This window comes from Sphingobium sp. B8D3B (genome assembly GCF_025961875.1).
Classification (GTDB): domain Bacteria; phylum Pseudomonadota; class Alphaproteobacteria; order Sphingomonadales; family Sphingomonadaceae; genus Sphingobium.
Genome location: NZ_JAOQON010000001.1, coordinates 1265184 through 1289124 on the forward strand (window position 1 = coordinate 1265184; position 23941 = coordinate 1289124).

A 23941-nucleotide genomic window follows, 5' to 3' on the forward strand; every position below is an offset into this window, starting at 1 on the left:
CACACAGGAGCAACGGCGCGAGGCGGCCCTGTGTCGATGAAATGCGTGCTGCTTCGCTCAAACTCAGATTCCTCGACATGTCCTGAATGCACTTCATCCGGGGAAGCCGCATCCGCGCTGCCTCCCCTGCCCCAACCCGATCAGCCAATCAAGCCGCTCAGCCCTCGCCAGACGCCAAACGACGCCAGATCGTTCAAAGTCACGAAGATCATCAGCCCCAGCAAAAGCGCGAGGCCCGACCGAAACGCCATTTCCTGAAAGCGTGGACTGACTGGCCTGCGCTGAATAGCTTCTATTCCGTAGAAGAACAAATGACCCCCGTCGAGCATGGGAATTGGCAAGAGATTGATGAACCCCAAGTTAATGGAAACCAGCGCCACGAAGGCAATCAGCGCCTCCGGCCCCAAGGCCGCCTGCTCACCGGAAATCTGCGCGATCTTGAGCGGCCCGCCCAGTTCATCGACAGACCGTCGCCCGGTGACGATGTCGGCGAGACCGCTTGCCATCATGCCGATCAGCTCGCCCGTGCGGCGCACGCCGACCCAGGGCGCCTCGAGCAACCCGACAGGGCGCGAAACCGATTCAAGGCTACGCACGCCGAGCGCGCCATAACGGAACTCATTGCCGAATCGATCGACTTGAACGACCTCGCCGATCTTCACCGGAATCTGGCGCGCTGCCCCGCCACGCTCGACGGTGAGAGTGACCTCCTCGCCGGGCAGCTTGGTCACGATGATCTGGCGCAGCTCGCTAAACAGCTCCACCGGCTTGCCATCCACGCCGCGAATCTTGTCCCCGGGCAGGATGCCGGCGCGGTCCGCCGCGGAATTGGCTTCCACCGCCGTCACGTCGGCCGGGGTGACATTCTCGCCATAGGCATAAGCAAAGCCGCCCAGAATGATCGCGGCGAACAGCAGGTTGATAAGCGGCCCGGCCAGCACGATCAGCGCGCGCTTGCCGACCGACTTGGACTGGAAGGTGCGGTTGCGCTCATCCGGCGGCAGTTGCAGCCAGCTCGGGTCGGACTGGCTGGCCGCGTTCATGTCTCCGGCGAACTTGACGTAGCCGCCGAGCGGCAGCGCCGCGACGCGCCAGCGCGTGCCGCGCTTGTCATGCCAGGCGAAGACTTCCTTGCCGAAGCCGATCGAAAAGGTCTCGGCATGAACGCCGAACCAGCGGCCGACGAGATAATGTCCCAGCTCATGAACGAACACGAGCGGGCCGATGACCAGCAGGAACGCGAGGATCGTGAAGAAGAAACCGGGGTTATCGGTCAATTGATGAGCTCCGCCGTCAGCCGCTCGGCCATTGCACGCGCCGACCTGTCGATGGCCTGAACATCCTCGAGCGTGGCGATGCGGCCTGCATCGCTGCGGGCTAGCACGTCTTCGACGATCCGGCCAATATCAAGAAAGCCGATCCGCCCATCGAGGAACGCCCCGACGGCGATCTCATTCGCGGCATTGAGGACGGCAGGTGCGCCGCCGCCTGCCTGAAGCGCCTCGCGCGCAAGGCGCAGCGCGGGGAAGCGCTCCTCATCGGGCGCCTCGAAATCGAGCCGGCCGAGTGTGGCCAGATCGAGCGGTTCGCAGGGCGTCTCCATGCGCTGCGGCCAGGCCAGCGCGCTGGCGATGGGGATGCGCATATCCGGGCAACCGAGCTGCGCAATCGTCGAGCGATCGCGATATTCGACCATCGAATGGATGACCGATTGCGGGTGAACGAGGATCGAGAAGCGCTCTAGCCCGATGGGGAAGAGGTGGTAGGCCTCGATCAGCTCCAGCCCCTTGTTCATCATCGTCGCGCTGTCGATGCTGATCTTGCGGCCCATCGACCAGTTGGGATGCTTGACGGCCTGCGCCGGCGTCACCGCGCGCATTGCCTCGCGGCCGAGTGTGCGGAACGGGCCGCCGCTGGCGGTGAGCGTGATCTTGCGCACGGCGTCGAGGCCGCCGCTTGCGAGGCACTGGAAGATCGCGTTGTGCTCGCTGTCCACCGGCAGCAGCGCGGCGCCACTGCGGGCGACCGCCGCCATCATGACGTCACCGGCCGAAACCAAGGCCTCCTTGTTGGCCAGCGCCACGGTCTTGCCCCCGGCGACCGCCGCGAGCGTGGGGGCCAGCCCCGCACAGCCGACGATGGCGGCCATCGTCCAGTCCGCGCCCATTTGGGCCGCCTCGATCAGTGCCTCGCTGCCAGCGGCGATCTCGACGCCGCTACCGGCCAGCGCAACCTTGAGGGCGCCATAGCGGCTCTCATTGGCGATGACGGCGCGGCGGGCGCGGTGCATCACGGCGATCGCGGCGAGCTTGTCGACATCATCCCCGGCCGTCACGGCCAGAACCTGGAACGCCTCCGGCTCGCGCGCGATGAGATCGAGCGTGGAGGTGCCAACCGACCCGGTCGCGCCGAAGACGGAAACGGTGCGCGGCGCGATCATCCCAGCATTCCTCCTGCGCCGGCCAGAGCGGCCAGAATGGCGGCCAGCAGCAGGCCGTCCACCCGGTCGAACATGCCGCCATGGCCGGGAATGAGATTGCCGCTATCCTTCACACCCGCCCGCCGCTTCATCCAGCTTTCGAAGAAGTCGCCCACCTGGGCCACCACAGCGATGGCTGCGCCGAGCAGGGCGCTGACCAGCACGAAGCCGGGCTGCAGGCTCACACTGGCGACAACCGCCACCAGCAGCCCCGAGGCGGTCATGCCGCCGCCAAGACCCGCCCAGGTCTTGGACGGACTGATCGCCGGTGCGATCTTCGGCCCGCCAATCGTCCGCCCGGCGAAATAGGCGCCCACATCCGTCGCGATGACGATGCCGATCAGCAGCCAGCGCGTCGCCGCGCCCAGAGACAGCAGCGCTAGCGCCGCACCGCCGATATAGATCAGCCCGAAGAGCAGCCAGAGCATCCGGGCGAGCGTGCCATCGGGAAAGCGCCGGACGAGGCCGCGCCATTCCCAGAAAACGAGGGCGCTCACCAGCGCCACCAGCAGGATCAGCACCGCGCCATCGGCCCATAGCGCGAGCCCGGCGCCGACCAGCAGCACGATCGCCGAGCCGGTGCGAACCGCCAGATCGGAGCGAGGCGCGCGTTCCGCCATCATCGGCCTCCGTACCGGCGTTCGCGGCAGGCGTAGCTTTCCACCGCCGCTGCCAGCGCCGCCTCGTCGAAGTCCGGCCAGAGCGTCTCGGTGAAATACAGCTCGGCATAGGCCGCCTGCCAGAGCAGGAAGTTGGAAAGGCGCACTTCGCCCGAGGTGCGGATCAACAGATCGAGCGGCGGCAGGTCAGCAGTATCGAGTTGGGCCGCGATGACCGCGGGCGTGATCGCCTCTGGCGCCAGCGTGCCGGCCTGCACCTGTTGGGCAAGCGTGCGCATGGCGCGGGCCAGTTCGTCCTGCGACCCGTAATTGAGCGCGACCACCAGCGTGGACGCGGTGTTGGCGGCGGTGCGCGCCACGGCGGCATCGACCATCGCTGCCGCTTCCGGCTCGAAGGCATGGTGATTGCCGATGATCTTCAGCCGGATGCCAGCCTCGTGCAGATCGTCTACTTCCGAGCGGAGAAACTGCTTCATCAGGCCGGTCAGGTCGGCAATCTCGTCCTCGGGCCGCTTCCAGTTCTCAGACGAAAAGGCATAGAGCGTCACGCATTCGATGCCGAGCTTGGACGCAGCGCGCAGAGTGCGGCGCACGGCCTCGGCGCCAGCGCGATGGCCGGCGACGCGCGGCAAGCGGCGCGCCTTCGCCCAGCGGCCATTGCCATCCATGATGATCGCGACATGGCGCGGCACCGCCCCTTCCCCGCCGGTCTGGGCGGGGGTCGGCGCGGCCTTGCGCGTCATCCTGGACCTCAAAAGGCTCATAAATGGCCCTGGCCTCTCCCTCGGCAGTCGAAGGACGGATTATTTGCCAAGGATTTCCTTTTCCTTCGCCTGCGCTGCCGCATCGATATCCGCTATGGTCGAATCGGTGAGCTTCTGCACGTCGGCTTCAGCGCGCTTGCGCTCGTCCTCGCTGATCTCGCCCTTCTTCTCGTCGGTCTTCAGATTGTCCATGCCATCGCGGCGGACGTTGCGGGCGGCGACGCGCGCCTTCTCGGCATATTGGCCGGCCAGCTTGGCCAGTTCCTTGCGGCGCTCTTCGGTCAGGTCCGGAATCGGCAGGCGGACGTTCTGCCCGTCGACGATCGGATTAAGGCCAAGCCCCGCCGAGCGGATCGCCTTGTCGACCGGGCCGACATTGGACTTGTCCCATACCTGCACGGAGAGCAGGCGCGGTTCCGGCGCGGAAACGGTCGCGACCTGATTGAGCGGCATCTTGGCGCCGTACACCTCTACGGTGATGGGATCGAGCAGGCCCACATTGGCCCGGCCCGTACGCAGCCCGTTCAGATCGTGCTGGAGCGCGTCGACGGCGCCTGCCATGCGGCGCTCCAGATCAGCCTTGTCATATTTTGCCATCTTGCCTCTCCGATGAACCTAGCGACCGCTGTCGACCAGGGTCGAAACGCCCTCGCCGCGCAGCACGCGGGCAAGGTTGCCCTGCTCGCGAATGTTGAACACGATGATGGGAATGGCGTTATCGCGGCACAGCGCCACTGCGCTGGCATCCATCACCTTGAGATTTTGTGTGAGCACCTGATCGTAACTCACGCGATCGAAACGCTTTGCGGAATCGACGAGTTTGGGGTCGGCGTCATAGACGCCATCGACCGACGTGCCCTTGTAGAGCGCATCGCAGCTCATCTCCGCTGCTCGCAAGGCCGCGCCGCTGTCCGTCGTGAAATAGGGATTGCCCGTGCCGGCGGCGAAGATCACCACCCGGCCTTTCTCCAGATGCCGCTGGGCGCGGCGACGGATATAGGGTTCGCAGACGCTCGCCATGGGGATAGCGGACTGCACCCGCGTCGCGACGCCCAGATGCTCCAGCGCATCCTGCATGGCGAGGGCATTCATGACGGTCGCCAGCATGCCCATATAATCGGCATTGGCGCGGTCCATGCCCTGCGCTGCGCCGGCCATGCCGCGGAAGATGTTGCCGCCGCCGATCACCAGACAGATCTCGAAGCCGAACTCCTTGGCTTCCTTCACTTCCCCGGCCACGCGCGCGACAGTGCCCGGGTCGATACCGAAGCTCTGAGCCCCCATCGCGGCCTCGCCCGAGAGCTTGATGAGAATGCGCTTGGGGGCGGTGGTGGTCATGAATGCCTAACAAATTCCAGAGACGGGAGCGGCGCGGACCTTAGTAAGCCCGCGCCGCCATGCCAAGCACCGAGCGCGCCCGGTGCGTAATAAATGAAGGAAAGGATCAGGCGCCGACGGCGGCTGCGACCTCTGCCGCGAAATCCTTCTCTTCCTTCTCGATGCCTTCGCCGAGCTGGAAGCGCACATAGTCCTTGAGGACGATGGTCGTGCCGGCATCCTTCGCGGCCTTGGCCACGACGTCCGCGATCGGCGTCTTGTTGTCCATCACGAAGATCTGCGAGAGCAGCGCCTGCTCCTTGGCGAACTTCGCCACGGCGCCGTCGACCATCTTGGCGACGATGTCGGCGGGCTTGCCCGACTCGGCAGCCTTCTCCGCCGCGATCTTGCGCTCGCGGTCGAGAATCTCGGACGGAATATCCTCAGCCTTGAGCGCGACCGGGAAAGCCGCCGCGATGTGCATGGCGATCTGCTTGCCGAGAGGGGCGAGCACGTCGGCACCGGCCGGGCTTTCCAGCGCGACGAGCACGCCGATCTTGCCGAGCGAGGGCGCCACGGCGTTGTGCATGTAATCGATGACCAGACCCTGATCGACCGACACAGCCTTCACGCGACGCAGCTGCTGGTTTTCGCCGATGGTGGCGACATTGGTCACCAGCGCATCGTTGATCGTGCCGCCGGCCGGGTGCGGCGCGGCCAGCAGAGCCTCGGCATCGCCGATGGCGTTCTTGAGCGCCACGTCGCCGGCCGTGCGGACAAAGCCCTGGAACTGATCGTTCTTGGCGACGAAGTCCGTCTCGCTGTTCACTTCGACGGCAACGCCGCGCGTGCCATCGACAGCCACGACCACGAGGCCCTCGGCTGCGGTGCGGCTCGACTTCTTCTGCGCGGCGGCAAGGCCCTTGGCGCGCAGCCAGTCGACTGCGGCTTCCACGTCACCATTGGTTTCGGCAAGCGCCTTCTTGCAGTCCATCATGCCAGCGCCCGAGCGCTCGCGCAGTTCCTTGACGGCGGCTGCGGTAATCTCTGCCATGTCTCTTGTTCCTCAAATCTCGAATTCAATATTGCCAAATGTCAGGCGGGCGCCAGGATCGTTCCCGATCCGGCGCCCTGCCCGCACATTGTTGCGTGCGTTTGACGGCGCCGATCAGGCCTGCGCGAGCGCTTCCTCAGCCGGCGGCTCGGCCATGGCGCCAAGGTCCATGCCGGATGCCGCTGCGGCGTTCTGGTTTCCGCGGGTCGCAGCCTGGGCCAGAGCCTCGCAATAGAGGCGGATGGCACGGCTGGCGTCGTCATTGGCCGGAACCGGGAAGGCGATGCCCGACGGATCGACGTTCGAGTCGAGAACCGCAACCACCGGAATACCCAGCGTGTTGGCTTCCTTGATCGCCAGCTCTTCCTTGTTGACGTCGATGACGAACATCACGTCCGGAATGCCGCCCATGTCGCGGATGCCGCCGAGCGACAGCTCGAGCTTGTCGCGCTCGCGCGTCATCTGGAGCACTTCCTTCTTGGTGAGGCCGTGGGTGTCACCCGACAACTTCTCCTCAAGCGTCTTGAGACGCTTGATCGAGCCGGAAATGGTCTTCCAGTTGGTGAGCATGCCGCCCAGCCAGCGGTGATTGACGAAGTGCTGACCCGAACGACGGGCAGCCTCGGCAATCGGCTCCTGCGCCTGGCGCTTGGTGCCGACGAACAGCACCTTGCCGCCAGCGGCGACCGTCGCGGACACGAAGTCCAGCGCGCGGGCGAAGAGGGGAACGGTCTGCGAGAGATCGAGGATGTGGATGCCGTTCCGCTCGCCGAAGATGTACGGCTTCATGCGGGGATTCCAGCGGTGCGTCTGGTGGCCGAAGTGAGCGCCGGCCTCGATCAATTGGTGCAGGGTGACGACGGGTGCCGCCATAATATATCTCCTTCCGGTTGAGCCTCTGGGATTCAGTGACCGCGAAGCGGCACCGGTATGTGGCGAATCCCATGTGGGTTAGACGCGCGCCCTTAGACCAAGCCCGACAGGAGCACAAGTCTGCACATCACGCTTGACAGGCGGCGAGAACAAGAACAAATAGTGAACATCAAGCCATGGCGATGCTGTGGACACAGGAAAGGGACGACGATGTTCTATATTCTGGGATGTGCCTTGTTTGCGGTTGCGGCGACTTTGGCGGCGACGATCATGGTCCATGAACTGCGCCTGCGCCATGGCGCGATGATGCGCGCCCTGCGGACGCTGGATCTGGAAGGTTGGACGCCCGAGCGGGCCGGCCAGCGGCACACGGCACAGCCCGTCGCCGCGACGGGCCTCAGCCTTGCGATAGCGATGCCGCCACGAGCCGCCGCTTGACTCGAGCGTAGCTGACCAGCCCGATCGGCAGCAGGGCGATGTACGCCAGCGACAGCAGTAGCAGGGCGTGCCACGGAGCAACCATGAGGCTCGCGGCGAAGATGCCGGCCAGCAGAATGGCGAACAGGCGCCAGGCCGGCGGCACGCGCAGCCCCTTCCAGCCCAGCGTCGGCAGGCTGGAGATCATCAGGAAGGCCGAAATGACGATCCACGGGGCGACAAGCCGCCAGTCGCGGAACACGTCCAATCCGGTGATGAACCAGGCATAGAGCGGCAGCAGGGCGATGCCGGCGCCCGCCGGGGCGGGTACGCCAGTGAGAAATCCCGCAGCCTTGCGCGGCTGATCGATGACATCGAGGCTAGCATTGAAGCGCGCAAGACGCAGCGCGCAACTGAGCGCCAGCACCAGCGCGACGATCCAGCCAAAGCGGGGCATGGACTGCAAGGACCAGAGATAGACAAGGAGCGCCGGCGAGACGCCAAAGGCAATCGCGTCCGAGAGCGAATCGAGTTCCGCGCCGAAGCGACTGTCCGCCCGCAACAGGCGCGCGACACGTCCGTCCACGCCATCGAGCACACCGGCAAAGATGATCGCCGCGACGGCAAGCTGCCATTCACCGGAAATGCCATAGCGAATGGCGGTGAGACCAAAGCAGAGCGCCATCGCCGTAATGGCGTTCGGTGCGACCTGACGCAGCGTGATGCCGCGGCTCATCCGGGCGATGGGACGCGGTCGCGCCATTATATCAAATCCGAAACAGGCGCGGGTCCGCCAATGGGCGCGCCAAGCGAGCGAGGCCTCATTGCAGCACAGCCGTAGCGGACTGATTCTCGCCCAGATGCGCCAGGATCGTTTCGCCGGCCACCGTATGCGTGCCCAGCGCCACCTGCGGCGCCGTGCCGGCAGGGAGATACACGTCCACGCGGCTGCCGAAGCGGATCAACCCGACGCGCTGGCCTGCCGCGACGATATCGCCGCGCTTGACGAAAGGAACGATCCGCCGCGCGACCAGCCCTGCGATCTGCGTGAAGCCCACCCGCACGCCATCGCTGCGCTCGACCAGAATATGCTGGCGCTCATTGTCCTCGCTGGCCTTGTCCAGGTCCGCATTGACGAATTTGCCGCTGATATAGACGACATCCTTGATGGTGCCGCTGATGGGGGTGCGATTGATGTGGACGTCGAACACGCTCATGAAGATAGAAACCCGTGTCATGGGTTCGGTTCCAAGCTTGTCTGGTCCGAGCATCTCCGGCGGGGGCGGAACGACCTGGATCAGGGTCACCAGGCCATCCGCCGGCGCGATGATCGCGCGCTCGTCCTGTGGCACGGCGCGAATGGGATCGCGGAAGAACGCGAACACCCAAAGCGTCACGCCGACCATCAGCCAGGCCAGGATCGACCAGCCCATCAAGGCAAAAATGAGGGTAATCGCAGCGGCAATCGCCCCAAAGCGCCGCCCCTCCGGGTGAACCGATGGGAAACTCCACTTGACGCTTGTCCGTGAAGGCGCGACCGGCTGCGTGCCCGAAAATTCTGTTGTCATGGGCTCTGTTTAGGGTGAGCCGCCGCCCGGCACAATCCCCGCCGGCCCAAACAGGCCTGCCACGCGGCATAAATCGCCCGACATCAGCCTCTCATGCGTGGCCAGGGCAGTTGATCATCGCCGCGACCTTCCCTAGAGGCATGCTGAAAGGTCCTGCCGCGCGCGTTCGCGGCGGCCCCAGCGACATCGAACAGGGAACATGGCACGCATGAGCAAGATCAAGGTGAAAAATCCGATCGTCGAGATCGACGGCGATGAGATGACCCGGATCATCTGGGAATGGATCCGCGAGCGGCTCATCAAGCCTTATGTCGACGTCGACCTTCACTATTATGATCTGAGCGTCGAAGAGCGTGACCGCACCAACGACCAGATCACCATCGATTCCGCCGAGGCGATCAAGAAGTACGGCGTCGGCGTGAAGTGCGCCACGATCACGCCGGATGAGGCGCGCGTCGAGGAGTTCAACCTCAAGCAGATGTGGAAGTCGCCGAACGGCACGATCCGCAACATTCTGGGCGGCGTCGTGTTCCGCGAGCCGATCGTCATCAAGAATGTGCCCCGCCTGGTGCCGGGCTGGACCGACCCGATCGTGATCGGCCGTCATGCCTTTGGCGATCAGTATCGCGCCACCGACTTCCTCGTGCCCGGTCCCGGCAAGCTGCGTCTGGTGTTCGAGGGCGACGATGGCAAGGTGATTGACCGCGAAGTCTTCCAGTTCCCCGGCTCGGGCGTCGCCATGTCGATGTACAATCTCGACCAGTCGATCATCGATTTCGCCCGTGCATCCATGAACTATGCGCTCGACCGCAAGTGGCCGCTATACCTCTCCACCAAGAACACGATCATCAAGGCCTATGACGGCCGTTTCAAGGATCTGTTCCAGGACGTTTTCGACCGTGAATTCAAGGACAAGTACGCGGCTGCTGGCATCGAATATCAGCACCGCCTGATTGACGACATGGTCGCGGCCGCGCTCAAGTGGAGCGGCAAGTTCGTGTGGGCGTGCAAGAATTATGACGGCGACGTCCAGTCGGACACCGTGGCGCAGGGCTTCGGCTCGCTCGGCCTGATGACCTCCGTCCTGATGTCGCCCGACGGCAAGACGGTCGAGGCCGAAGCCGCGCATGGCACGGTGACCCGTCACTATCGCCAGCACCAGCAGGGCAAGGCGACCTCCACCAACCCGATCGCGTCGATCTTCGCGTGGACCGGTGGCCTCAAGTTCCGCGGCAAGTTCGACGAGACGCCGGACGTCGTCCGCTTTGCCGAGACGCTGGAGCGCGTGTGCGTGCAGACGGTGGAAAATGGCGAGATGACCAAGGACCTCGCGATCCTCATCGGCCCGAATCAGGCTTGGATGACCACCGAGCAGTTCTTCGAAGCGATCCGCCGGAACCTCGAAGCCGAAATGAGCAACTGGTCCTAAAGACCTGAAGGGGGCGCTTCGATGGGGTCAACCACGCTCGAAGCGCCCTCCTCCCTCCCTGCGGTACGCCCGCACCCTGGCGTCCCGCCCACTCGCCCGAGCGGATTGACCCGATGATCCACGGCACGTTCGGCAGCCAGACGTTCAACGAGGCGCTGGTCATTCTCGGCGCGGCGGGCCTCGTGATCCCCGCCTTCGCACGCTTCCGCATCAGCCCGATCATCGGCTTCATCCTCGTCGGCTTGCTGGTCGGCCCCTTTGGCCTCGGCCGGTTCGTCAGCGCCTATCCGGCGCTCGCCCATGTGACGATTTCGCGGGAATCGGCGATCACCGCCTTTGCCGAACTCGGCATCGTCATGCTGCTCTTCTCCATCGGCCTGGAGCTGTCGTTCAAGCGCCTGTGGTCGATGCGCAAATTCGTCTTCGGCATCGGTGCGGCGGAACTGCTTGGCAGCGCCACGCTGATCGGTGGTGGGATGCTGCTGCTCGGTAGCAGCCTGTATGCCGCCATCGGCCTGGGTCTTGCCCTCTCCCTCTCGTCAACGGCGCTCGTCATGCCGATTGCCGGCACCCATTCGGCGGTCGGCAAATCCGCGTTCGGCATGTTGCTCTTCGAGGATTTGGCGCTTGTGCCGATCGTCTTCGCGCTTGGTGCCATGGCGCCCAATGTCGCGGACGATGGCTGGGAAAATCTTGCCACTGTCCTGTTGACCGGCGGCCTCGCCGTCCTCGCCTTGCTGATCGGCGGGCGCTTCATGCTCCCCCGCCTCTTCGCACAGGCGGCGCGCGCCAAGCGGCCCGAGGTGTTTCTGGCGGCAAGCCTGCTCGTCGTGATGGTCTCCAGCCTGCTCACCACCGCTGCGGGCCTCTCGCCCATCGTCGGCGCGCTGGTCGCGGGCATTCTGATCGCGGAAACCGACTATCACGGCCAGGTCGAGGGCATGACTGAGCCGTTCAAGGGCCTGGCACTGGGCGTCTTCCTGATCACGGTCGGCATGGCGATCGATCCGGTCGCCCTGGTCGCGCAATGGGATGGGTTACTGCTCGCGATCACCGGCGTGGTTCTCGCGAAGGTGGCGGTGACCAGCCTGCTGCTGCGGCTTGCGGGCGCGCGGCGCGGGGTGGCGCTGGAAACAGGCATCCTGATGGGCAGCCCGTCGGAAACGACGCTCATCGTGCTGGCGAGCGCCGTGACGGCCAATCTTATCAGCCCCGGAACGGCGGCGTTCTGGCAAATGGCCACCGCCATCGGCCTTACGCTCACGCCCATCCTCGCCAAATTCGGGCATCGCATGGCCCGGCGGGTCGAGCGGGATGCGCTGGAGCCGGACAGCACCGACACTGACGACAATGCGCGCGCCGCCATCATCCTCGGCTTCGGCCGCGTTGGCCGCACCGTCGCGGATCTCCTGCGGGTGCATGAGGTGCCCTATGTGGCGGTGGAGAACGATATCGATATCGTCGCGCAGGCCCGGGCGGAGGGCTACACCGTCCAGTTCGGCGATGTGTCGCGCCCCGACACGCTCGACCGTCTGAGACTCGGGCGCGCGCAGGCGCTCATCATCACCATGGACGACCCGGTGCTGGCGATGCGCGTCACCAATCGCGTGCGGGGCTGGCTGGACGATCTGCCAATCATCGTGCGGGCGCGGGACACCACCCACGCCGCCCAACTCTATCGGGCCGGCGCAAGCGACGCGGTGCCCGAGACGCTGGAAAGCTCACTGCACCTGGCCGAGACCGCGCTGGTGGACCTCGGCCTGCCCATGGGGCCCGTGATCGCGTCCGTGCACCAAAAGCGCGAAGACCTGCAGAATGAGATCAAGGCGGCGGCGGAACTCGACGTCGCGCCGCGGCTGCGGAGTCGACGGCTGGGGGAAGCGAACGGTCCCGCCTGAGCCCAACTCGCCGCTAGCGCGGCTCGTGCTCGGTTCCGCTTCCCGGGGTGATGAACAGCAGTTCCACCTCTCCGGCCGCATCCGCCGTGTGCCAGACATTGGCGGGGTTGATCGCATAGTCACCGGCGGAGAGCGCAACATGGGTTTCCGTCCCATCCTCGCCGCGCTGCCGCAGCGTCACGGCGCCGGCGATGCAATAGACGATTTCGTCGCCGAGCGGATGCCGCTCCCACATCGATCAATTGCTGCTGAAACGATAGGCGCTGACCGAGCGGCCATCTGCGCCATCTCCGCCATGGCGGGCATCATAGGCGGCATACGAGGCCGGATCGGAGGTCATGGCCGGCTGTGTCACGGCCTTACCGCCCCGCGCGAGGTGGATGGGATAGGTACTGAGCGACTTCGGCGTCATGGATCGTCTCCCACACAGGAGCCGGCCGGACCGAGAGGTCTGCCCTCCCCCGTTCAGCGCCCCGTTTCAGCCCTGCGCGATGCGCGCCTTGATCGCCTCGATCGCCGCCGGTGCAGCCGCACCGTCCGGACCGCCACCTTGCGCCATATCCGGGCGACCGCCGCCACCCTGCCCGCCCAGCGCAGCCACGCCGAGACGAACCAGATCGACAGCGCTGAACGTGCCGGTCAGATCGTCGGTCACGCCGGCCGCGATGCTCGCGCGCCCGTCATTCACCGCGATGACAACGGCGATGCCGCTGGCAAGCCGGCCCTTGGCGTCATCCACCAGACCGCGCAGTCCCTTGGGGTCGAGTCCATCGAACTGCTGGGCGAGCACCTTGTAGCCATTGACGATCTCGGGCGCAGCCTCAGCCGAAGCGCCGCCGCCCGATGCGCCAGCCAGCGCGAGCGCCTTCTTGGCCTCGGCCAACTCGCGCTCCAGTTTGCGGCTCTGTTCGGCCAGCGCGGCCACGCGGGCCGTCGCGTCCTCGGGCGTCGTCCGCAAAGTCGTGGCGATGGCGCGCAATTGCTCGTCGCGCTGCGTGAGCCACAGGCGCGCGGCCTCCCCGGTCAGCGCCTCGATCCGGCGGACACCACTGGCAACCGCGCTTTCGCCGACGATCTTGAAGAGCGCGATGTCGCCCAGCGCGCGCACATGGGTGCCGCCGCACAGCTCGACCGAATAGGTGCCCTCGTCGCCCGTGCCCATGGAGAGCACGCGCACTTCGTCGCCATATTTCTCGCCGAACAGAGCCATGGCGCCGGCGGCAATCGCGTCGTCCGGCGACATGAGCCGCGTGCTGACCTCAGCATTGCCGCGAATTTGCGCGTTCACATCGGCCTCGACCCGCGCGATCTGCGCCGGCGCGAGCGCCTCGGGATGCGAGAAGTCGAAGCGCAGCCGGTCTTCTGCGACGAGGCTGCCCTTCTGGGTCACATGCGGGCCGAGCGTCTTGCGGAGCGCGGCGTGCAACAGGTGCGTGGCGCTGTGATTGGCGCGCACGCGCGCGCGGCGGGCGGCATCGACCTCCATGTGGACGATATCGCCAATGGCGATTCGCCCGGCCTCGATGCTCGCCTGATGGGCGTGAAGACGGCCCAGGGGCTTGGCGGTGTCCGAGACGGTCGCGGACAGCCCATCTGACTTGCTGATCCGACCGGTATCGCCTGCCTGGCCGCCGCTCTCACCATAAAAGGGCGTCTGATTGGTGACGATGGTCACGCTCTCGCCAGCCTGCGCCTGCTCGACACGGGCGCCATCCCTGACCAGCGCGACGACGCGACCCTCACCGGCTTCGCTCAGATAGCCGGTGAACTCGGTCGAGCCTTCGCTCTCGGCAATATCGAACCAGACGTCTTCCGATGCCTTCTGGCCAGAGCCTTTCCAAGCGGCGCGCGCGGCGGCCTTTTGGGCAGCCATGGCCGCGTCGAAGCCGGAGCGGTCGACGGTGAGGCCCTGGGCGCGCAGCGCGTCTTCGGTCAGATCGTAAGGGAAGCCGTAGGTGTCATAGAGCTTGAACGCCGTGTCGCCGGGCAGCGTCGCGCCCGTCGGCAGACCGGCCACGGCTTCGTCCAGCAGCTTGAGACCCTTGTCCAGCGTCTGCCGGAAGCGGGTTTCCTCGCGCAGCAGCGTTTCCTCGATCAGCGGCTGGGCGCGGATCAATTCGGGGAAAGCCGCGCCCATTTCCGCGCTCAGACCGCCAACCAGGCGGTGCATCAGCGGCTCGGCGGCACCGAGCAGATGCGCATGGCGCATGGCGCGGCGCATGATCCGGCGCAGCACATAGCCGCGGCCCTCATTGGCTGGCAGCACGCCATCGGCAATCAGGAATCCCGCCGAACGCAGATGATCGGCGATGACGCGGTGGCTGGCGGCCTGCTCGCCTTTTGCCGACGTCTTGGTGAGCGCGGCGGACAGATCGATCAGTGCCCGGAACTGGTCGGTATCGAAGACCCTGTGGACGCCCTGGATGACCGTGGCCGCGCGTTCGAGGCCCATGCCGGTGTCGATGGACGGACGCGGCAAATCGCCGACGATTTCGCCGCCCAACTGCTCGAACTGCATGAAGACGAGATTCCAGATCTCAACGAACCTATCGCCATCCTCGTCGGGCGAGCCCGGAGGGCCGCCGGGAACGTCCGGACCATGATCGTAGAAGATCTCGGAACAGGGGCCGCATGGGCCATCATCGCCCATCGACCAGAAATTGTCCTTGGTCGCGATGCGAATGATGCGCTCGTCCGGCAGGCCGATCTTCTTCCAGTAACCGAAGGCTTCGTCATCGGTGTGATAGACCGTGACCAGCAGCCGGTCCTTAGGCAGGCCGAGTTCGCGCGTGACGAACGTCCATGCCAGCTCGATGGCGCGTTCCTTGAAATAATCGCCGAACGAGAAATTGCCGAGCATCTCGAAGAAGGTGAGGTGCCGCGCGGTATAGCCGACATTATCGAGATCGTTGTGCTTGCCGCCCGCCCGCACGCACTTCTGAGACGAGGTCGCCGTCTTATAGGGGCGGCTCTCAAGTCCGGTGAACACATTCTTGAACGGCACCATGCCGGCGTTCACGAACATGAGCGTGGGATCGTTATTGGGCACGAGCGGCGCGGAAGGCACGATCTCATGACCATTGGCCCCGAAATAATCGAGGAACGCGCGGCGGATATCGTTGGTCGACGTCATGGACGAGCGATTAGGGGAAGCCGCAGCCGCCGACAAGCGGTGAGTGAACGGAAAATCGCGACCAAAATCCGATCGCCAGTCGCAAGCGCAGCTTCACGATCGCTCGAACTGCACAGCGCATCCCTCATGCGACGCCACCGCAGACGACGACCTGACCGCGTTTGTGCACGATCAGGTTCCCAAAAAGATCAATCCTCGCTTGCCTCGTCACTGTCCGGCCCGGTCATCATGCCCTCGGCCACAGCCTCGGTGCGCGCGCGGATGGTGCGCTCCAGCTTGTCCATCATCTCGGGATTTTCACGCAGGAAGTTCTTGGCGTTCTCACGTCCCTGCCCGATCCGCACGGAATCATAGGAGAACCACGCGCCCGACTTCTCGACCACGCCGGCCTTGACGCCCAGGTCCAGAATCTCACCGACCTTGGAAATGCCTTCGCCGTACATGATGTCGAACTCGACCTGCTTGAACGGCGGCGCGACCTTGTTCTTGACCACCTTCACGCGCGTGGCGTTGCCGACGATATCGTCACGATCCTTGATCTGACCGGTCCGGCGAATGTCGAGACGAACAGAGGCGTAGAACTTCAAGGCATTGCCGCCCGTGGTCGTCTCCGGATTGCCGTACATCACGCCGATCTTCATGCGCAGCTGGTTGATGAAGATCACCATGCAGCGCGAGCGGCTGATCGAGCCGGTCAGCTTGCGCAGCGATTGCGACATGAGGCGCGCCTGCAGGCCGACATGGCTATCGCCCATCTCACCCTCGATCTCGGCGCGAGGCACCAGCGCCGCGACCGAATCGACGACCAGCACGTCGATGGCGTTGGAGCGCACCAGCGTATCGGTGATCTCCAGGGCCTGCTCGCCGGTATCCGGCTGCGAGACGATCAACTCATCGATGTTCACGCCCAGCTTGCGAGCATAGACCGGATCGAGCGCATGTTCGGCGTCGATAAAGGCTGCCGTGCCGCCCGTCTTCTGCGCCTCGGCGATCACATGGAGCGCCAGCGTGGTCTTGCCCGAGCTTTCCGGGCCATAGACCTCGATCACGCGACCGCGCGGCAGGCCTCCGACGCCGAGCGCGATATCAAGGCCCAGGCTGCCGGTGGAAATCGCCTCGACCTGCATTGCCTCCTTTGAGCCCAGCTTCATCGCCGAGCCCTTGCCGAAGGCGCGATCGATCTGCGCCAGTGCTGCTTCGAGTGCTTTCTGCCGTTCCATGGTTCCCACGTTCTTCTCGCCGTCGATAAGCTTCAAGCTCGCCGTCATGTGCCTGCTCCCCATGGAAGTCAAATCCTCGTGAACCGAAAGTCACAAGAGCCATGTATCCTATTTGTTCTTATGGAACAAGAGGGGAACGAAATTTAAGAACGCAGGTCAGGCGACCCGGCGCGGACCTTCCGCCGGGACCGGCACGACCGCAACCTTGGCAGCGGCGAGGGAAGCCCCCTCCTCCGCCGTCAGCAGTACCGGACCGCGCAAATCCGGCCGCTTGCCGGGCGCGATGCAGCGCGTTGCGGCGCTGAGCTTCTCGACCGGCACCTCCGGAGCTTCCGGCGCGGATGCGGCCTGGGCTCGGATGCTGAGGTCCGCTGACCAGAGCCGCCGGACAATTGCGCCAGCGACAGCCAGTGCTGAGGGACGCTGCGCATTCACGTTCATACCGTTGGTGAACAGCGACACAATCAGCCGGTCGCGGATTTCCTCGGAATGAAAATCGAACAGGATGCCGATCCGGCGCGCCGAATAGCGCACCTCCCCGCGCAAGATGCCGACGTCGGGCAGCACGATCTGCACCCTTTCACCCACCGCGAAGCCGCTCGGTGCATCGAGATGCAGGCCAATGCCGGAGATGGAGATATCCCCCCTTGAGGCGCTGAGCATCTGCCCGTTGTCGCCGATCAGCGTCACTGTCTGGCGCAGGTCGAAGCGCTCCTCGCCCCGCACGCGCGGCTTCTCCAGGCACATCATCGCCACCAGGAGCAGCATCACCATGTTGAACGCCAGCCAGAAGGCCACGACCGGCAGCAGGCCATCCTGCGTGACGATGCGATAATCGGGCAGCATGTTGATGGCGAGGCTGGCCAGACTCGCCGCCATGAGGGTGAGCGACGCGAACAGCACATAATCGCCCGGCCCGCGCTTGCCGCCCTTGGAGCCGGAGCCCTTGGGCGTCACCTTGAAGGTCAGTCCCTTCGGCGCGATCAGCGTCTTGAGCGCAGCGGGCAGGATGCGGAACGTCTGGAAGACGGACAGGATCTGCGCCGCGAGCGGATAATAGCGGCCCGGCGCCAGCATGCTGATGCCACCCAGCAGCGCGACGATCATCGGCAGAAGGAAGAAGATAATGCCCGGCAGATCGACTCCGACCATCGGCGCCAGATTGAACAGCGCGAACAGAATCGGCGCGAGGATCGTGAAGACCGATTGCAGGCCCTGCGTCACCCAGGCGGAGGGGAGGAACAGCAGCCGATAGCGCAGCTTCAGCGCGCCGCCCAGCGGCCCATGGTTGAGATAGAGAATCTGGATCGCGCCCTGCGCCCAGCGCTGGCGCTGCACGAAGAAGGCAGCGGTGCTCTCCGGCGCCAGCCCGTAGGCGAGCGGCTCGTTGAGATAGCGCGTGATGTAGCCTTTGCGCAGGCTGGCGAGGGTCAGCAGCATATCCTCGGTGATCGAGCCCTCGGGCAGGCCGCCGCCGATCTCGTCGAAGATCGCCCGGCGCGTCACCGAGTTGGAACCGCAGCAGAAGGAGGCATCCCAGCCATCGCGGCCCGGCATGATCGCCTCAAAGAAGAAGCGCTGATCGTCCGGCATGGCCTGTTGCAGGCCGAGATTGGTCTGCATGGGATCGTGATTGTAGAAGCTGTGCGGGATCTGGACGATCCCGATCTTCTCATTCTCGAAAAAGCCCATGGTGCGGATGAGGAAATCGCGCTGGGGCACGAAGTCGGCATCGAACACGGCGACGAACGGCGCATTCGTCTGGGTGAGGCCATGGTTGATATTGCCGGCCTTGGCGCCCTTGTTGTCCGGCCGCGTGATGTACCCGGCGCCCTTGGCGAGGCACATATCCTGCACCCAGGGACGGCGCCCGTCATCCAGCACCCAAACGCGCGCCTCCGGCCAATCCATCGCGAGACAGCCGAGAATCGTCTTCTCCAGCACCTCGCGCGGCTCATTATAGGTCGCGATGAACACGTCCACGGGGGGCAGAAGATCGGCATTCTCCGCCCATGAAGCCCGCAGGCGGGCTTCCCCCGCGTCGGCTTCAGCCGAGCGGTCCGTCGGGCGCGAGAGAATCGCCAGAAGAATGCTGGCATCGAACAGCGCCAGCACCTCCACGATCAGGCAGGAGACCGGCCACCAAAGCTCGCTGAAGCTGCCGCCCCAGGGAATTGTGCTAAAAATCCGCCAGTGCAGATAATTGACGATAGCCGCGGCAATCGTCGCCACGATGCCGACGCGCGACGGCCATAGCCCGCCGAATATGACGAAGGCGCCCAGCACCAGCGCCAGCGAGGCCCAGGGCGCCGTGAAAGCGACGTCGGTCATAGGGCTTAGAGGCTGCGGCTGAACCGCACCTCGGCCAGACGCCCGACATCGCATTTGCGCGCGGCGTCGGCCTTGGCCGGCACCTGCTCGGGCAGCGCAACATCGACGATGATCTCGCGCGCTTCCGGCAGGGAATAGGTCGAGGCGGCGAGCAGGCCTTCCTGTCGGCGACCGGCAGCGCCGGTGATCGCGATGACCCGGCCCTTCATCCACTCGCTCGCGCCGATCATCCGGATGTTCGCGGGCGAGCCAGCGTGGATCACCTCCGCCTTGCGCTCGGGCAAGGCCACCTGCACGAAGCGACGGCGGCAATCGACCAGATCGACCACCGGTTCACCCGCACGAATGGAGGTGCCGGAACTGGCGGTGGTCGCCCAGACCAGCGTGCCCGCCGGCGCGACATAATTGGCGCGGGCCTGCGCATCCTTCAACCGGAGCTGCGTCTGGGTATATTCGGCATTGGCGTCGGTGAGCATCTTCTCGATGGTCTGGCGCTGGAGCACCACCCTGTCTGCCTGCTGCACGGCATAGGGCGCGTCGTTATAGCTGTCGCCCAGAAACACCCCGGCGCGCGCGGCGTTGCGGGCAATGCCGATGGACTGGATCTTGGCCCCAAGGCCGCTGCACTCGCTGTCCTTCGCGGCGAGCACGGCGCTGGCCTTTTCCACGCCGGAGGCAGACATGAAGCCCTGCTCGGAGAGCTGGCGCGCTCGGGCGAGGCTTGCGCGAAGCTCCGTCCGCTCGGCCTGGCAACCGGACAAGGCAGCGCCAGCGGCAGATTGATCCTCGGATAGGCGCGCCGTCGTGGCGTCGGAGAACACCGTGGCGCGGCGCCCCAGCCGGACCTCCTGCGCGGTCAGCTCCCCGAGCTGGCGCTTGGCGAGATCGATCTGCGCGAGGGCAATTTCGGCCCGGGCCTTGAGTTCCGCGACCTCGCCGGTGTCCTGCGAGAGATCGAGCAGATGCACGGGCGTCGGCTTCATGAAATACTGGCCATCGGCGGGCAGCGCCGCCACTGTTCCGTCCGCCGCCGCGGTCAGGCGGATGATCGGCGCGTTCACCGCCGCCTGCGTCGACACATCGTTGAACACATAAGGCGCAAAGCCAATGGCGCCCGTACTCAGCAAGGCTACCGCCAGCGCAATGCGCGTGCTGCGCGCCCGCAGGATCGTTTCAACGCGACTCATGAATACCACCACCCCTGAAAGATACCGGGCGTCTGCCCGGCGCCCACGGAGCGGGACTAGCAGTGGCGTGGTTACGATATCGTTAGCCGAAGCACGGCTGGACCGTGTTATGCGCGGGCGGTCGCATCATCCTGCGGATCGCCCTGGCGGGCGCTCGCCAGCACATCGCGCGCGGCCTCGGCGAGTTGGGAGACCGAGAAGGGCTTGGGCAGGAAAGCCACATTCTCGATGTCGATGGACTTGCGAAGCTGCTCCTCGGCATAGCCCGACATGAACAGCACCGGGATGTCAGGATGGCTCTCCCGGACATGGCGGACCATGGTCGGGCCATCCATCCCCGGCATCACCACGTCGGAAATCAGCAGATCGATCCGCTCGGCTTCGGCAAGCCGCGCCAGACCCTGCTCGCCATCGGACGCGGTGACGACCGTGTAACCCTGCCGGGCCAGCGCACGCTCGGCGACGTTGCGCACCATGTCCTCATCCTCGACCAGCAGGATGGTGCCGGTGCCCCATGTCTCGCTGACCGCCGCCTTGCGCGGGGCCACGGGCGAAGACATGCCTTCCGAGGCGACCGCGTGTACCGGCAGATAGATGTTGAATGTGGTGCCCTGCCCCACGGTCGAATCGGAGAAGATGAACCCGTTGGACTGCTTGACGATGCCGTAGACGGTCGAGAGCCCGAGCCCGGTGCCCTTGCCGACCGACTTCGTGGTGAAGAAGGGTTCGAAGATCTTGCCCAGCACCTCGGGCGGGATGCCGGTGCCGGTGTCCGAGATGCTGAGGCCCGTATAGTCGCCGATGGGCATGATCTCGTTCTTCATCTCGCGCACATCGGCGGCGGAGACCGGGAAGGTGCGGACGGTCACCGTGCCGCCTTCCGGCATCGCGTCGCGCGCGTTCACCACCAGATTGACGATGACCTGCTCAAGCTGGCCAGGGTCGGCGCGGACATGGCCGAGATTGCGGCCGTGGAAGACCTCCAGCCGGATGTTCTCGCCGAGCAGCCGCTTGAGCAGGCTGGAGACCTCGGACACGACATCGGGCAATTGCAGCACTTGCGGGCGCAAGGTCTGCTGGCGCGAGAAGGCGAGAAGCTGCCGCGTGAGCGAGGCTGCGCGGTTGGAGTTGGCCTTGACCTGCTGGATGTCGTCATAGTCGCTATCGCCGGGCGTGTGGCGCATCAGCATCAGATCGCAATGGCCGATGATCGCGGTCAGAATATTGTTGAAGTCGTGCGCCACGCCGCCGGCTAGCTGGCCGACCGCCTGCATCTTGGTCTGCTGCGCCACCTGCCGCTTGAGGCGCGATTCCTCGCTATTGTCCTTGAGGCTCAGCAGCACCGCGGCCTCGCCCAGCCCCCTCACCCCTGCAAGGCTCAGGGACACCGGCTCGTCCGGCGCGCCGAGCAGGCCGACCTGCATGTCGCCGGACATTTGCGGGCCATTGGCAAAGCGCCGGATAGTGTCGGCCACGGCAGCGCGATCCTCCACCACCACGATATCGCCCGGATAGCTCGGCTTCTCGCCCGGCGGGATGCCCGCAGCGCGACCAAAGGCCTTGTTGAAGAACAGCAGCCGCCCTTCCCGGTCGGCCATGCCAAGGCCGAAGGGCAGCAGCGAGAGCAGGGCTTCGACATAAGCGAGGCTGGAAATGCCCTCCACCGCCGACACGCTCTCATCCACCATGACCAGCACGATCTGGCCGGAGGGATCGTCCGGGCGCAGTGGCACCTGGATCATGCGGATCGGCACCGCCTGCTTTTCTTCCTGCGCGAAGAAGATGCGGCCCTCGGCGTCGACGCGCATATAGCCCGCGAAGTCGCGACCTTCGATGATGCTGTCCGCACGCCCGGTCGCGCGCAGGATGAAGGCGGGATTGGCCGCACGGATGCGCCCTTCCCCGCCAATCATCACGCACATCACGCCGGAATCGGACAGGCGCTCGCCCGCCTCGCCAGCCACGACGCGGCCGAAATCATCGACAATGCTGGCCTGCTGGACGCTCTCGAACCGCCAGAGCAGATAGTCATCCGCCCGCCCGGTGCGCGTGACCTGCAGATCGAGATGGAGGCTGCCGCGCAAGATGCCACGCACGGTGATTTCGCCCTCGCGCCAAGCTGCCTGCCCGGCCTGCGCCACGCGGTTCAGATCGCTCGGGGAAATGTCGATCTCGGCCGGCGCGGGATAGCCACCGAACCAGTCGCCATAATGATCGTTGGCGCACACCATGCGGCCCGTCCGGTCGGTCAGGGCGATGGCGCAACCGGCTGCATTTGCCGCCGCGCGGATCAGCGTCCAGTCCGGGTCTGCAGGCGTAGCCGGCACGACCGGCGCGAGGCTGCGCTGCGTCACCCAGAGCAGCGCGGATACCGCGAGCACGGACGCCCCGAACACGGCGCCCACAGCGGGATCGCCGAACAGCCATAACAGCGGCGCGCCCGCCAGCAGCGCGACCAGAGCGACGAGCAGCAGCAGGGGGAAGCGCGGTTGATTTGCCGTCCGATTGAGCAAATCGCCATTGCGCGCATTCGCTCCCCCATCGCTCACGAAATCTGCCCTCCCAGCGGCAAAATCCCGTCGCCTCCGGTCTCAGCGGTTTCCGAGCGCCCCGCCTGACGCCCACGCCATTTCCGCCCGATGCGACTCTTCCACAGCCAGGAGGATACGAAATAGCCGATTGCGGCCGAGACGACCGACACGACGAAAAGGCCGAACAGCAGCACCGGCGCCGTCGAGGACAGCAGCCAAGCCGTCCATTCCGCCAACCCGGCCTCGTGATGAATAAGTGCCATCACCTGACTGACATCGCCGGAGCGCCCCAACATGGTTGCGCCGACATAATAGGATGCGGCGAGGATGAAGGGCGTCGTCGCGGGATTGGACAGGAAGGTCATCGCGGCGGCCAGCGGCACATTCGCGCGGAATGGCAGCGCCAGCAGCGCCGCGCCGGCAATCTGTAGCCCGGGGATCAGCAGGAAGATGCCGACGAGCAAACCCAGGGCCACGCCGCGCGGCACGGACCTGCGGGTGAAGCGCCAAAGCTCCGGGGCCAGCACGCGATGCGCCACCGGCTTGACGAACCGGTTCTCCGCCAGGCTCTCCCGGCTGGGCATGGACGCGCGAAAGGCCTTGATCAGCCGGCGCTTGGGCATCAGCCCCGCTCCCGCATGATGCGGCCCTGTTCGCGCTTCCAGTCGCGCTCCTTGGCGGTCTCGCGCTTGTCGCGGACGTTCTTGCCCTTGGCCAGCGCCAGCTCGACCTTCGCCTTGCCGCGCTCATTGAAATAGACGCTCAACGGCACCAGCGTCATGCCCTGCCGGGCGACGGCACCGTGCAGCTTGGCAATCTCTCGCTCGCGCAGCAGCAGCTTGCGGGGGCGCTTGGGCTCATGATTGAAGCGGTTGCCGTGGCTGAACTCGGGGATGTTGCTGTTGATCAGCCAGATCTCGTCGTCCTTCACCTCGGCATAGCTCTCGGTGATCGAGCCATCGCCAAAGCGCAGCGATTTGACCTCGGTCCCGCGCAGCATGATGCCCGCTTCGTAAACGTCCTCAATCGCGTAATCGAAACGGGCGCGCCGGTTCTCGGCCACGGTCTTGACCTTGTTGAATGTCGCGGGGCGCGGGCGAGCCATTGGAATCTTTCTGTA

22 protein-coding genes are annotated in these 23941 nt (G+C 65.4%); 3 read left to right on the forward strand and 19 right to left on the reverse strand.

Going from position 1 to position 23941, the window contains the following annotated elements:
• Positions 1 to 140: 140 nt before the first annotated feature.
• From M2343_RS05885 to rpsB, 8 genes are all read right to left on the reverse strand, one after another.
• Positions 141 to 1277 (reverse strand): M50 family metallopeptidase, encoded by a 1137-nt coding sequence (locus tag M2343_RS05885; protein WP_264575950.1) that lies wholly within the window; start codon positions 1275 to 1277, stop codon positions 141 to 143.
• Positions 1274 to 2440: a 1-deoxy-D-xylulose-5-phosphate reductoisomerase gene (locus M2343_RS05890; protein ID WP_264575951.1), complete on the reverse strand. Its 1167-nt coding sequence runs from the start codon at positions 2438 to 2440 to the stop codon at positions 1274 to 1276. The genes M2343_RS05885 and M2343_RS05890 overlap by 4 nt, the downstream gene beginning before the upstream one ends.
• Positions 2437 to 3102 (reverse strand): phosphatidate cytidylyltransferase, encoded by a 666-nt coding sequence (locus M2343_RS05895; protein WP_264575952.1) that lies wholly within the window; start codon positions 3100 to 3102, stop codon positions 2437 to 2439. Before M2343_RS05895 ends, M2343_RS05890 begins: the two co-directional genes overlap by 4 nt.
• Entirely contained in the window at positions 3099 to 3842 is a 744-nt protein-coding gene (locus M2343_RS05900; protein WP_264575953.1) for an isoprenyl transferase, read from the reverse strand. The genes M2343_RS05895 and M2343_RS05900 overlap by 4 nt, the downstream gene beginning before the upstream one ends.
• Before the next feature lie 60 nt (positions 3843 to 3902).
• Positions 3903 to 4460, reverse strand: a complete 558-nt coding sequence (gene frr / locus M2343_RS05905) for a ribosome recycling factor (RefSeq protein ID WP_264570122.1) — start codon at positions 4458 to 4460, stop codon at positions 3903 to 3905.
• An 18-nt stretch (positions 4461 to 4478) separates the two neighbouring features.
• Positions 4479 to 5201 (reverse strand): UMP kinase, encoded by a 723-nt coding sequence (gene pyrH / locus M2343_RS05910; protein ID WP_264570121.1) that lies wholly within the window; start codon positions 5199 to 5201, stop codon positions 4479 to 4481.
• A gap of 106 nt (positions 5202 to 5307) precedes the next feature.
• Positions 5308 to 6234, reverse strand: a complete 927-nt coding sequence (tsf, locus tag M2343_RS05915; protein ID WP_264570120.1) for a translation elongation factor Ts — start codon at positions 6232 to 6234, stop codon at positions 5308 to 5310.
• 114 nt (positions 6235 to 6348) lie between these two features.
• Positions 6349 to 7107: a 30S ribosomal protein S2 gene (gene rpsB, locus M2343_RS05920; protein ID WP_264575954.1), complete on the reverse strand. Its 759-nt coding sequence runs from the start codon at positions 7105 to 7107 to the stop codon at positions 6349 to 6351.
• A gap of 210 nt (positions 7108 to 7317) precedes the next feature.
• Here rpsB and M2343_RS05925 point away from each other — a divergent pair, with 210 nt between their 5' ends.
• Positions 7318 to 7545: a hypothetical protein gene (locus tag M2343_RS05925; RefSeq protein WP_181559453.1), complete on the forward strand. Its 228-nt coding sequence runs from the start codon at positions 7318 to 7320 to the stop codon at positions 7543 to 7545.
• Here M2343_RS05925 and M2343_RS05930 read toward each other — a convergent pair.
• Positions 7505 to 8287 (reverse strand): CDP-alcohol phosphatidyltransferase family protein, encoded by a 783-nt coding sequence (locus tag M2343_RS05930; RefSeq protein ID WP_264575955.1) that lies wholly within the window; start codon positions 8285 to 8287, stop codon positions 7505 to 7507. The two genes, M2343_RS05925 and M2343_RS05930, sit on opposite strands and share 41 nt — an antisense overlap.
• A gap of 58 nt (positions 8288 to 8345) precedes the next feature.
• Entirely contained in the window at positions 8346 to 9092 is a 747-nt protein-coding gene (locus tag M2343_RS05935) for a phosphatidylserine decarboxylase (protein WP_264570117.1), read from the reverse strand.
• Between the two features lie 208 nt (positions 9093 to 9300).
• Between M2343_RS05935 and M2343_RS05940 the strand changes: the two genes are divergently transcribed.
• On the forward strand, positions 9301 to 10521 hold the full coding sequence (locus tag M2343_RS05940) for an NADP-dependent isocitrate dehydrogenase (RefSeq protein ID WP_264570116.1): 1221 nt from the start codon (positions 9301 to 9303) through the stop codon (positions 10519 to 10521).
• A gap of 113 nt (positions 10522 to 10634) precedes the next feature.
• A complete protein-coding gene (locus M2343_RS05945) occupies positions 10635 to 12419 on the forward strand; it encodes a cation:proton antiporter (protein WP_264570115.1) in 1785 nt (594 codons plus the stop codon).
• A gap of 13 nt (positions 12420 to 12432) precedes the next feature.
• Here M2343_RS05945 and M2343_RS05950 read toward each other — a convergent pair whose 3' ends face one another.
• The 9 genes from M2343_RS05950 to smpB form a co-directional block, all read right to left on the reverse strand.
• Positions 12433 to 12654 (reverse strand): cupin domain-containing protein, encoded by a 222-nt coding sequence (locus M2343_RS05950; RefSeq protein ID WP_264575956.1) that lies wholly within the window; start codon positions 12652 to 12654, stop codon positions 12433 to 12435.
• A gap of 3 nt (positions 12655 to 12657) precedes the next feature.
• A complete protein-coding gene (locus M2343_RS05955; RefSeq protein WP_264575957.1) occupies positions 12658 to 12831 on the reverse strand; it encodes a hypothetical protein in 174 nt (57 codons plus the stop codon).
• A 66-nt stretch (positions 12832 to 12897) separates the two neighbouring features.
• Positions 12898 to 15552 (reverse strand): alanine--tRNA ligase, encoded by a 2655-nt coding sequence (gene alaS, locus M2343_RS05960; RefSeq protein WP_264575958.1) that lies wholly within the window; start codon positions 15550 to 15552, stop codon positions 12898 to 12900.
• A gap of 188 nt (positions 15553 to 15740) precedes the next feature.
• Positions 15741 to 16820: a recombinase RecA gene (gene recA / locus M2343_RS05965; RefSeq protein WP_181559446.1), complete on the reverse strand. Its 1080-nt coding sequence runs from the start codon at positions 16818 to 16820 to the stop codon at positions 15741 to 15743.
• Positions 16821 to 16928: 108 nt separating this feature from the next.
• Entirely contained in the window at positions 16929 to 19103 is a 2175-nt protein-coding gene (locus M2343_RS05970) for a glycosyltransferase (RefSeq protein WP_264575959.1), read from the reverse strand.
• A 5-nt stretch (positions 19104 to 19108) separates the two neighbouring features.
• The gene (locus M2343_RS05975; protein WP_264575960.1) at positions 19109 to 20290 is read right to left on the reverse strand and encodes an HlyD family secretion protein; all 1182 of its coding nucleotides are present in this window, start codon (positions 20288 to 20290) and stop codon (positions 19109 to 19111) included.
• Positions 20291 to 20397: 107 nt separating this feature from the next.
• Positions 20398 to 22839: a response regulator gene (locus M2343_RS05980; protein ID WP_413716010.1), complete on the reverse strand. Its 2442-nt coding sequence runs from the start codon at positions 22837 to 22839 to the stop codon at positions 20398 to 20400.
• Complete coding sequence (locus tag M2343_RS05985) at positions 22836 to 23444, reverse strand: DUF2062 domain-containing protein (protein WP_264575961.1); 609 nt, start codon at positions 23442 to 23444, stop codon at positions 22836 to 22838. The genes M2343_RS05980 and M2343_RS05985 overlap by 4 nt, the downstream gene beginning before the upstream one ends.
• Positions 23444 to 23926, reverse strand: coding sequence for an SsrA-binding protein SmpB (smpB, locus tag M2343_RS05990; RefSeq protein WP_264570111.1), 483 nt, complete (start codon positions 23924 to 23926; stop codon positions 23444 to 23446). Before smpB ends, M2343_RS05985 begins: the two co-directional genes overlap by 1 nt.
• Positions 23927 to 23941: the final 15 nt, after the last annotated feature.

Excerpts from the sequence above, each read along its gene's own strand:
- M2343_RS05925 (WP_181559453.1), top strand. The coding sequence starts at position 7,318 with ATGTTCTATATTCTGGGATGTGCCTTGTTTGCGGTTGCGGCGACTTTG.
- M2343_RS05930 (WP_264575955.1), bottom strand. The coding sequence starts at position 8,287 with ATGGCGCGACCGCGTCCCATCGCCCGGATGAGCCGCGGCATCACGCTG.
- M2343_RS05895 (WP_264575952.1), bottom strand. The coding sequence starts at position 3,102 with ATGATGGCGGAACGCGCGCCTCGCTCCGATCTGGCGGTTCGCACCGGC.
- M2343_RS05955 (WP_264575957.1), bottom strand. The coding sequence starts at position 12,831 with ATGACGCCGAAGTCGCTCAGTACCTATCCCATCCACCTCGCGCGGGGC.
- M2343_RS05945 (WP_264570115.1), top strand. The coding sequence starts at position 10,635 with ATGATCCACGGCACGTTCGGCAGCCAGACGTTCAACGAGGCGCTGGTC.
- M2343_RS05970 (WP_264575959.1), bottom strand. The coding sequence starts at position 19,103 with ATGACCGACGTCGCTTTCACGGCGCCCTGGGCCTCGCTGGCGCTGGTG.
- M2343_RS05950 (WP_264575956.1), bottom strand. The coding sequence starts at position 12,654 with ATGTGGGAGCGGCATCCGCTCGGCGACGAAATCGTCTATTGCATCGCC.
- tsf (WP_264570120.1), bottom strand. The coding sequence starts at position 6,234 with ATGGCAGAGATTACCGCAGCCGCCGTCAAGGAACTGCGCGAGCGCTCG.
- M2343_RS05940 (WP_264570116.1), top strand. The coding sequence starts at position 9,301 with ATGAGCAAGATCAAGGTGAAAAATCCGATCGTCGAGATCGACGGCGAT.
- M2343_RS05890 (WP_264575951.1), bottom strand. The coding sequence starts at position 2,440 with ATGATCGCGCCGCGCACCGTTTCCGTCTTCGGCGCGACCGGGTCGGTT.
- smpB (WP_264570111.1), bottom strand. The coding sequence starts at position 23,926 with ATGGCTCGCCCGCGCCCCGCGACATTCAACAAGGTCAAGACCGTGGCC.
- frr (WP_264570122.1), bottom strand. The coding sequence starts at position 4,460 with ATGGCAAAATATGACAAGGCTGATCTGGAGCGCCGCATGGCAGGCGCC.
- M2343_RS05985 (WP_264575961.1), bottom strand. The coding sequence starts at position 23,444 with ATGCCCAAGCGCCGGCTGATCAAGGCCTTTCGCGCGTCCATGCCCAGC.
- M2343_RS05975 (WP_264575960.1), bottom strand. The coding sequence starts at position 20,290 with ATGAGTCGCGTTGAAACGATCCTGCGGGCGCGCAGCACGCGCATTGCG.
- pyrH (WP_264570121.1), bottom strand. The coding sequence starts at position 5,201 with ATGACCACCACCGCCCCCAAGCGCATTCTCATCAAGCTCTCGGGCGAG.
- recA (WP_181559446.1), bottom strand. The coding sequence starts at position 16,820 with ATGACGGCGAGCTTGAAGCTTATCGACGGCGAGAAGAACGTGGGAACC.
- rpsB (WP_264575954.1), bottom strand. The coding sequence starts at position 7,107 with ATGGCGGCACCCGTCGTCACCCTGCACCAATTGATCGAGGCCGGCGCT.
- M2343_RS05935 (WP_264570117.1), bottom strand. The coding sequence starts at position 9,092 with ATGACAACAGAATTTTCGGGCACGCAGCCGGTCGCGCCTTCACGGACA.
- alaS (WP_264575958.1), bottom strand. The coding sequence starts at position 15,552 with ATGACGTCGACCAACGATATCCGCCGCGCGTTCCTCGATTATTTCGGG.
- M2343_RS05900 (WP_264575953.1), bottom strand. The coding sequence starts at position 3,842 with ATGACGCGCAAGGCCGCGCCGACCCCCGCCCAGACCGGCGGGGAAGGG.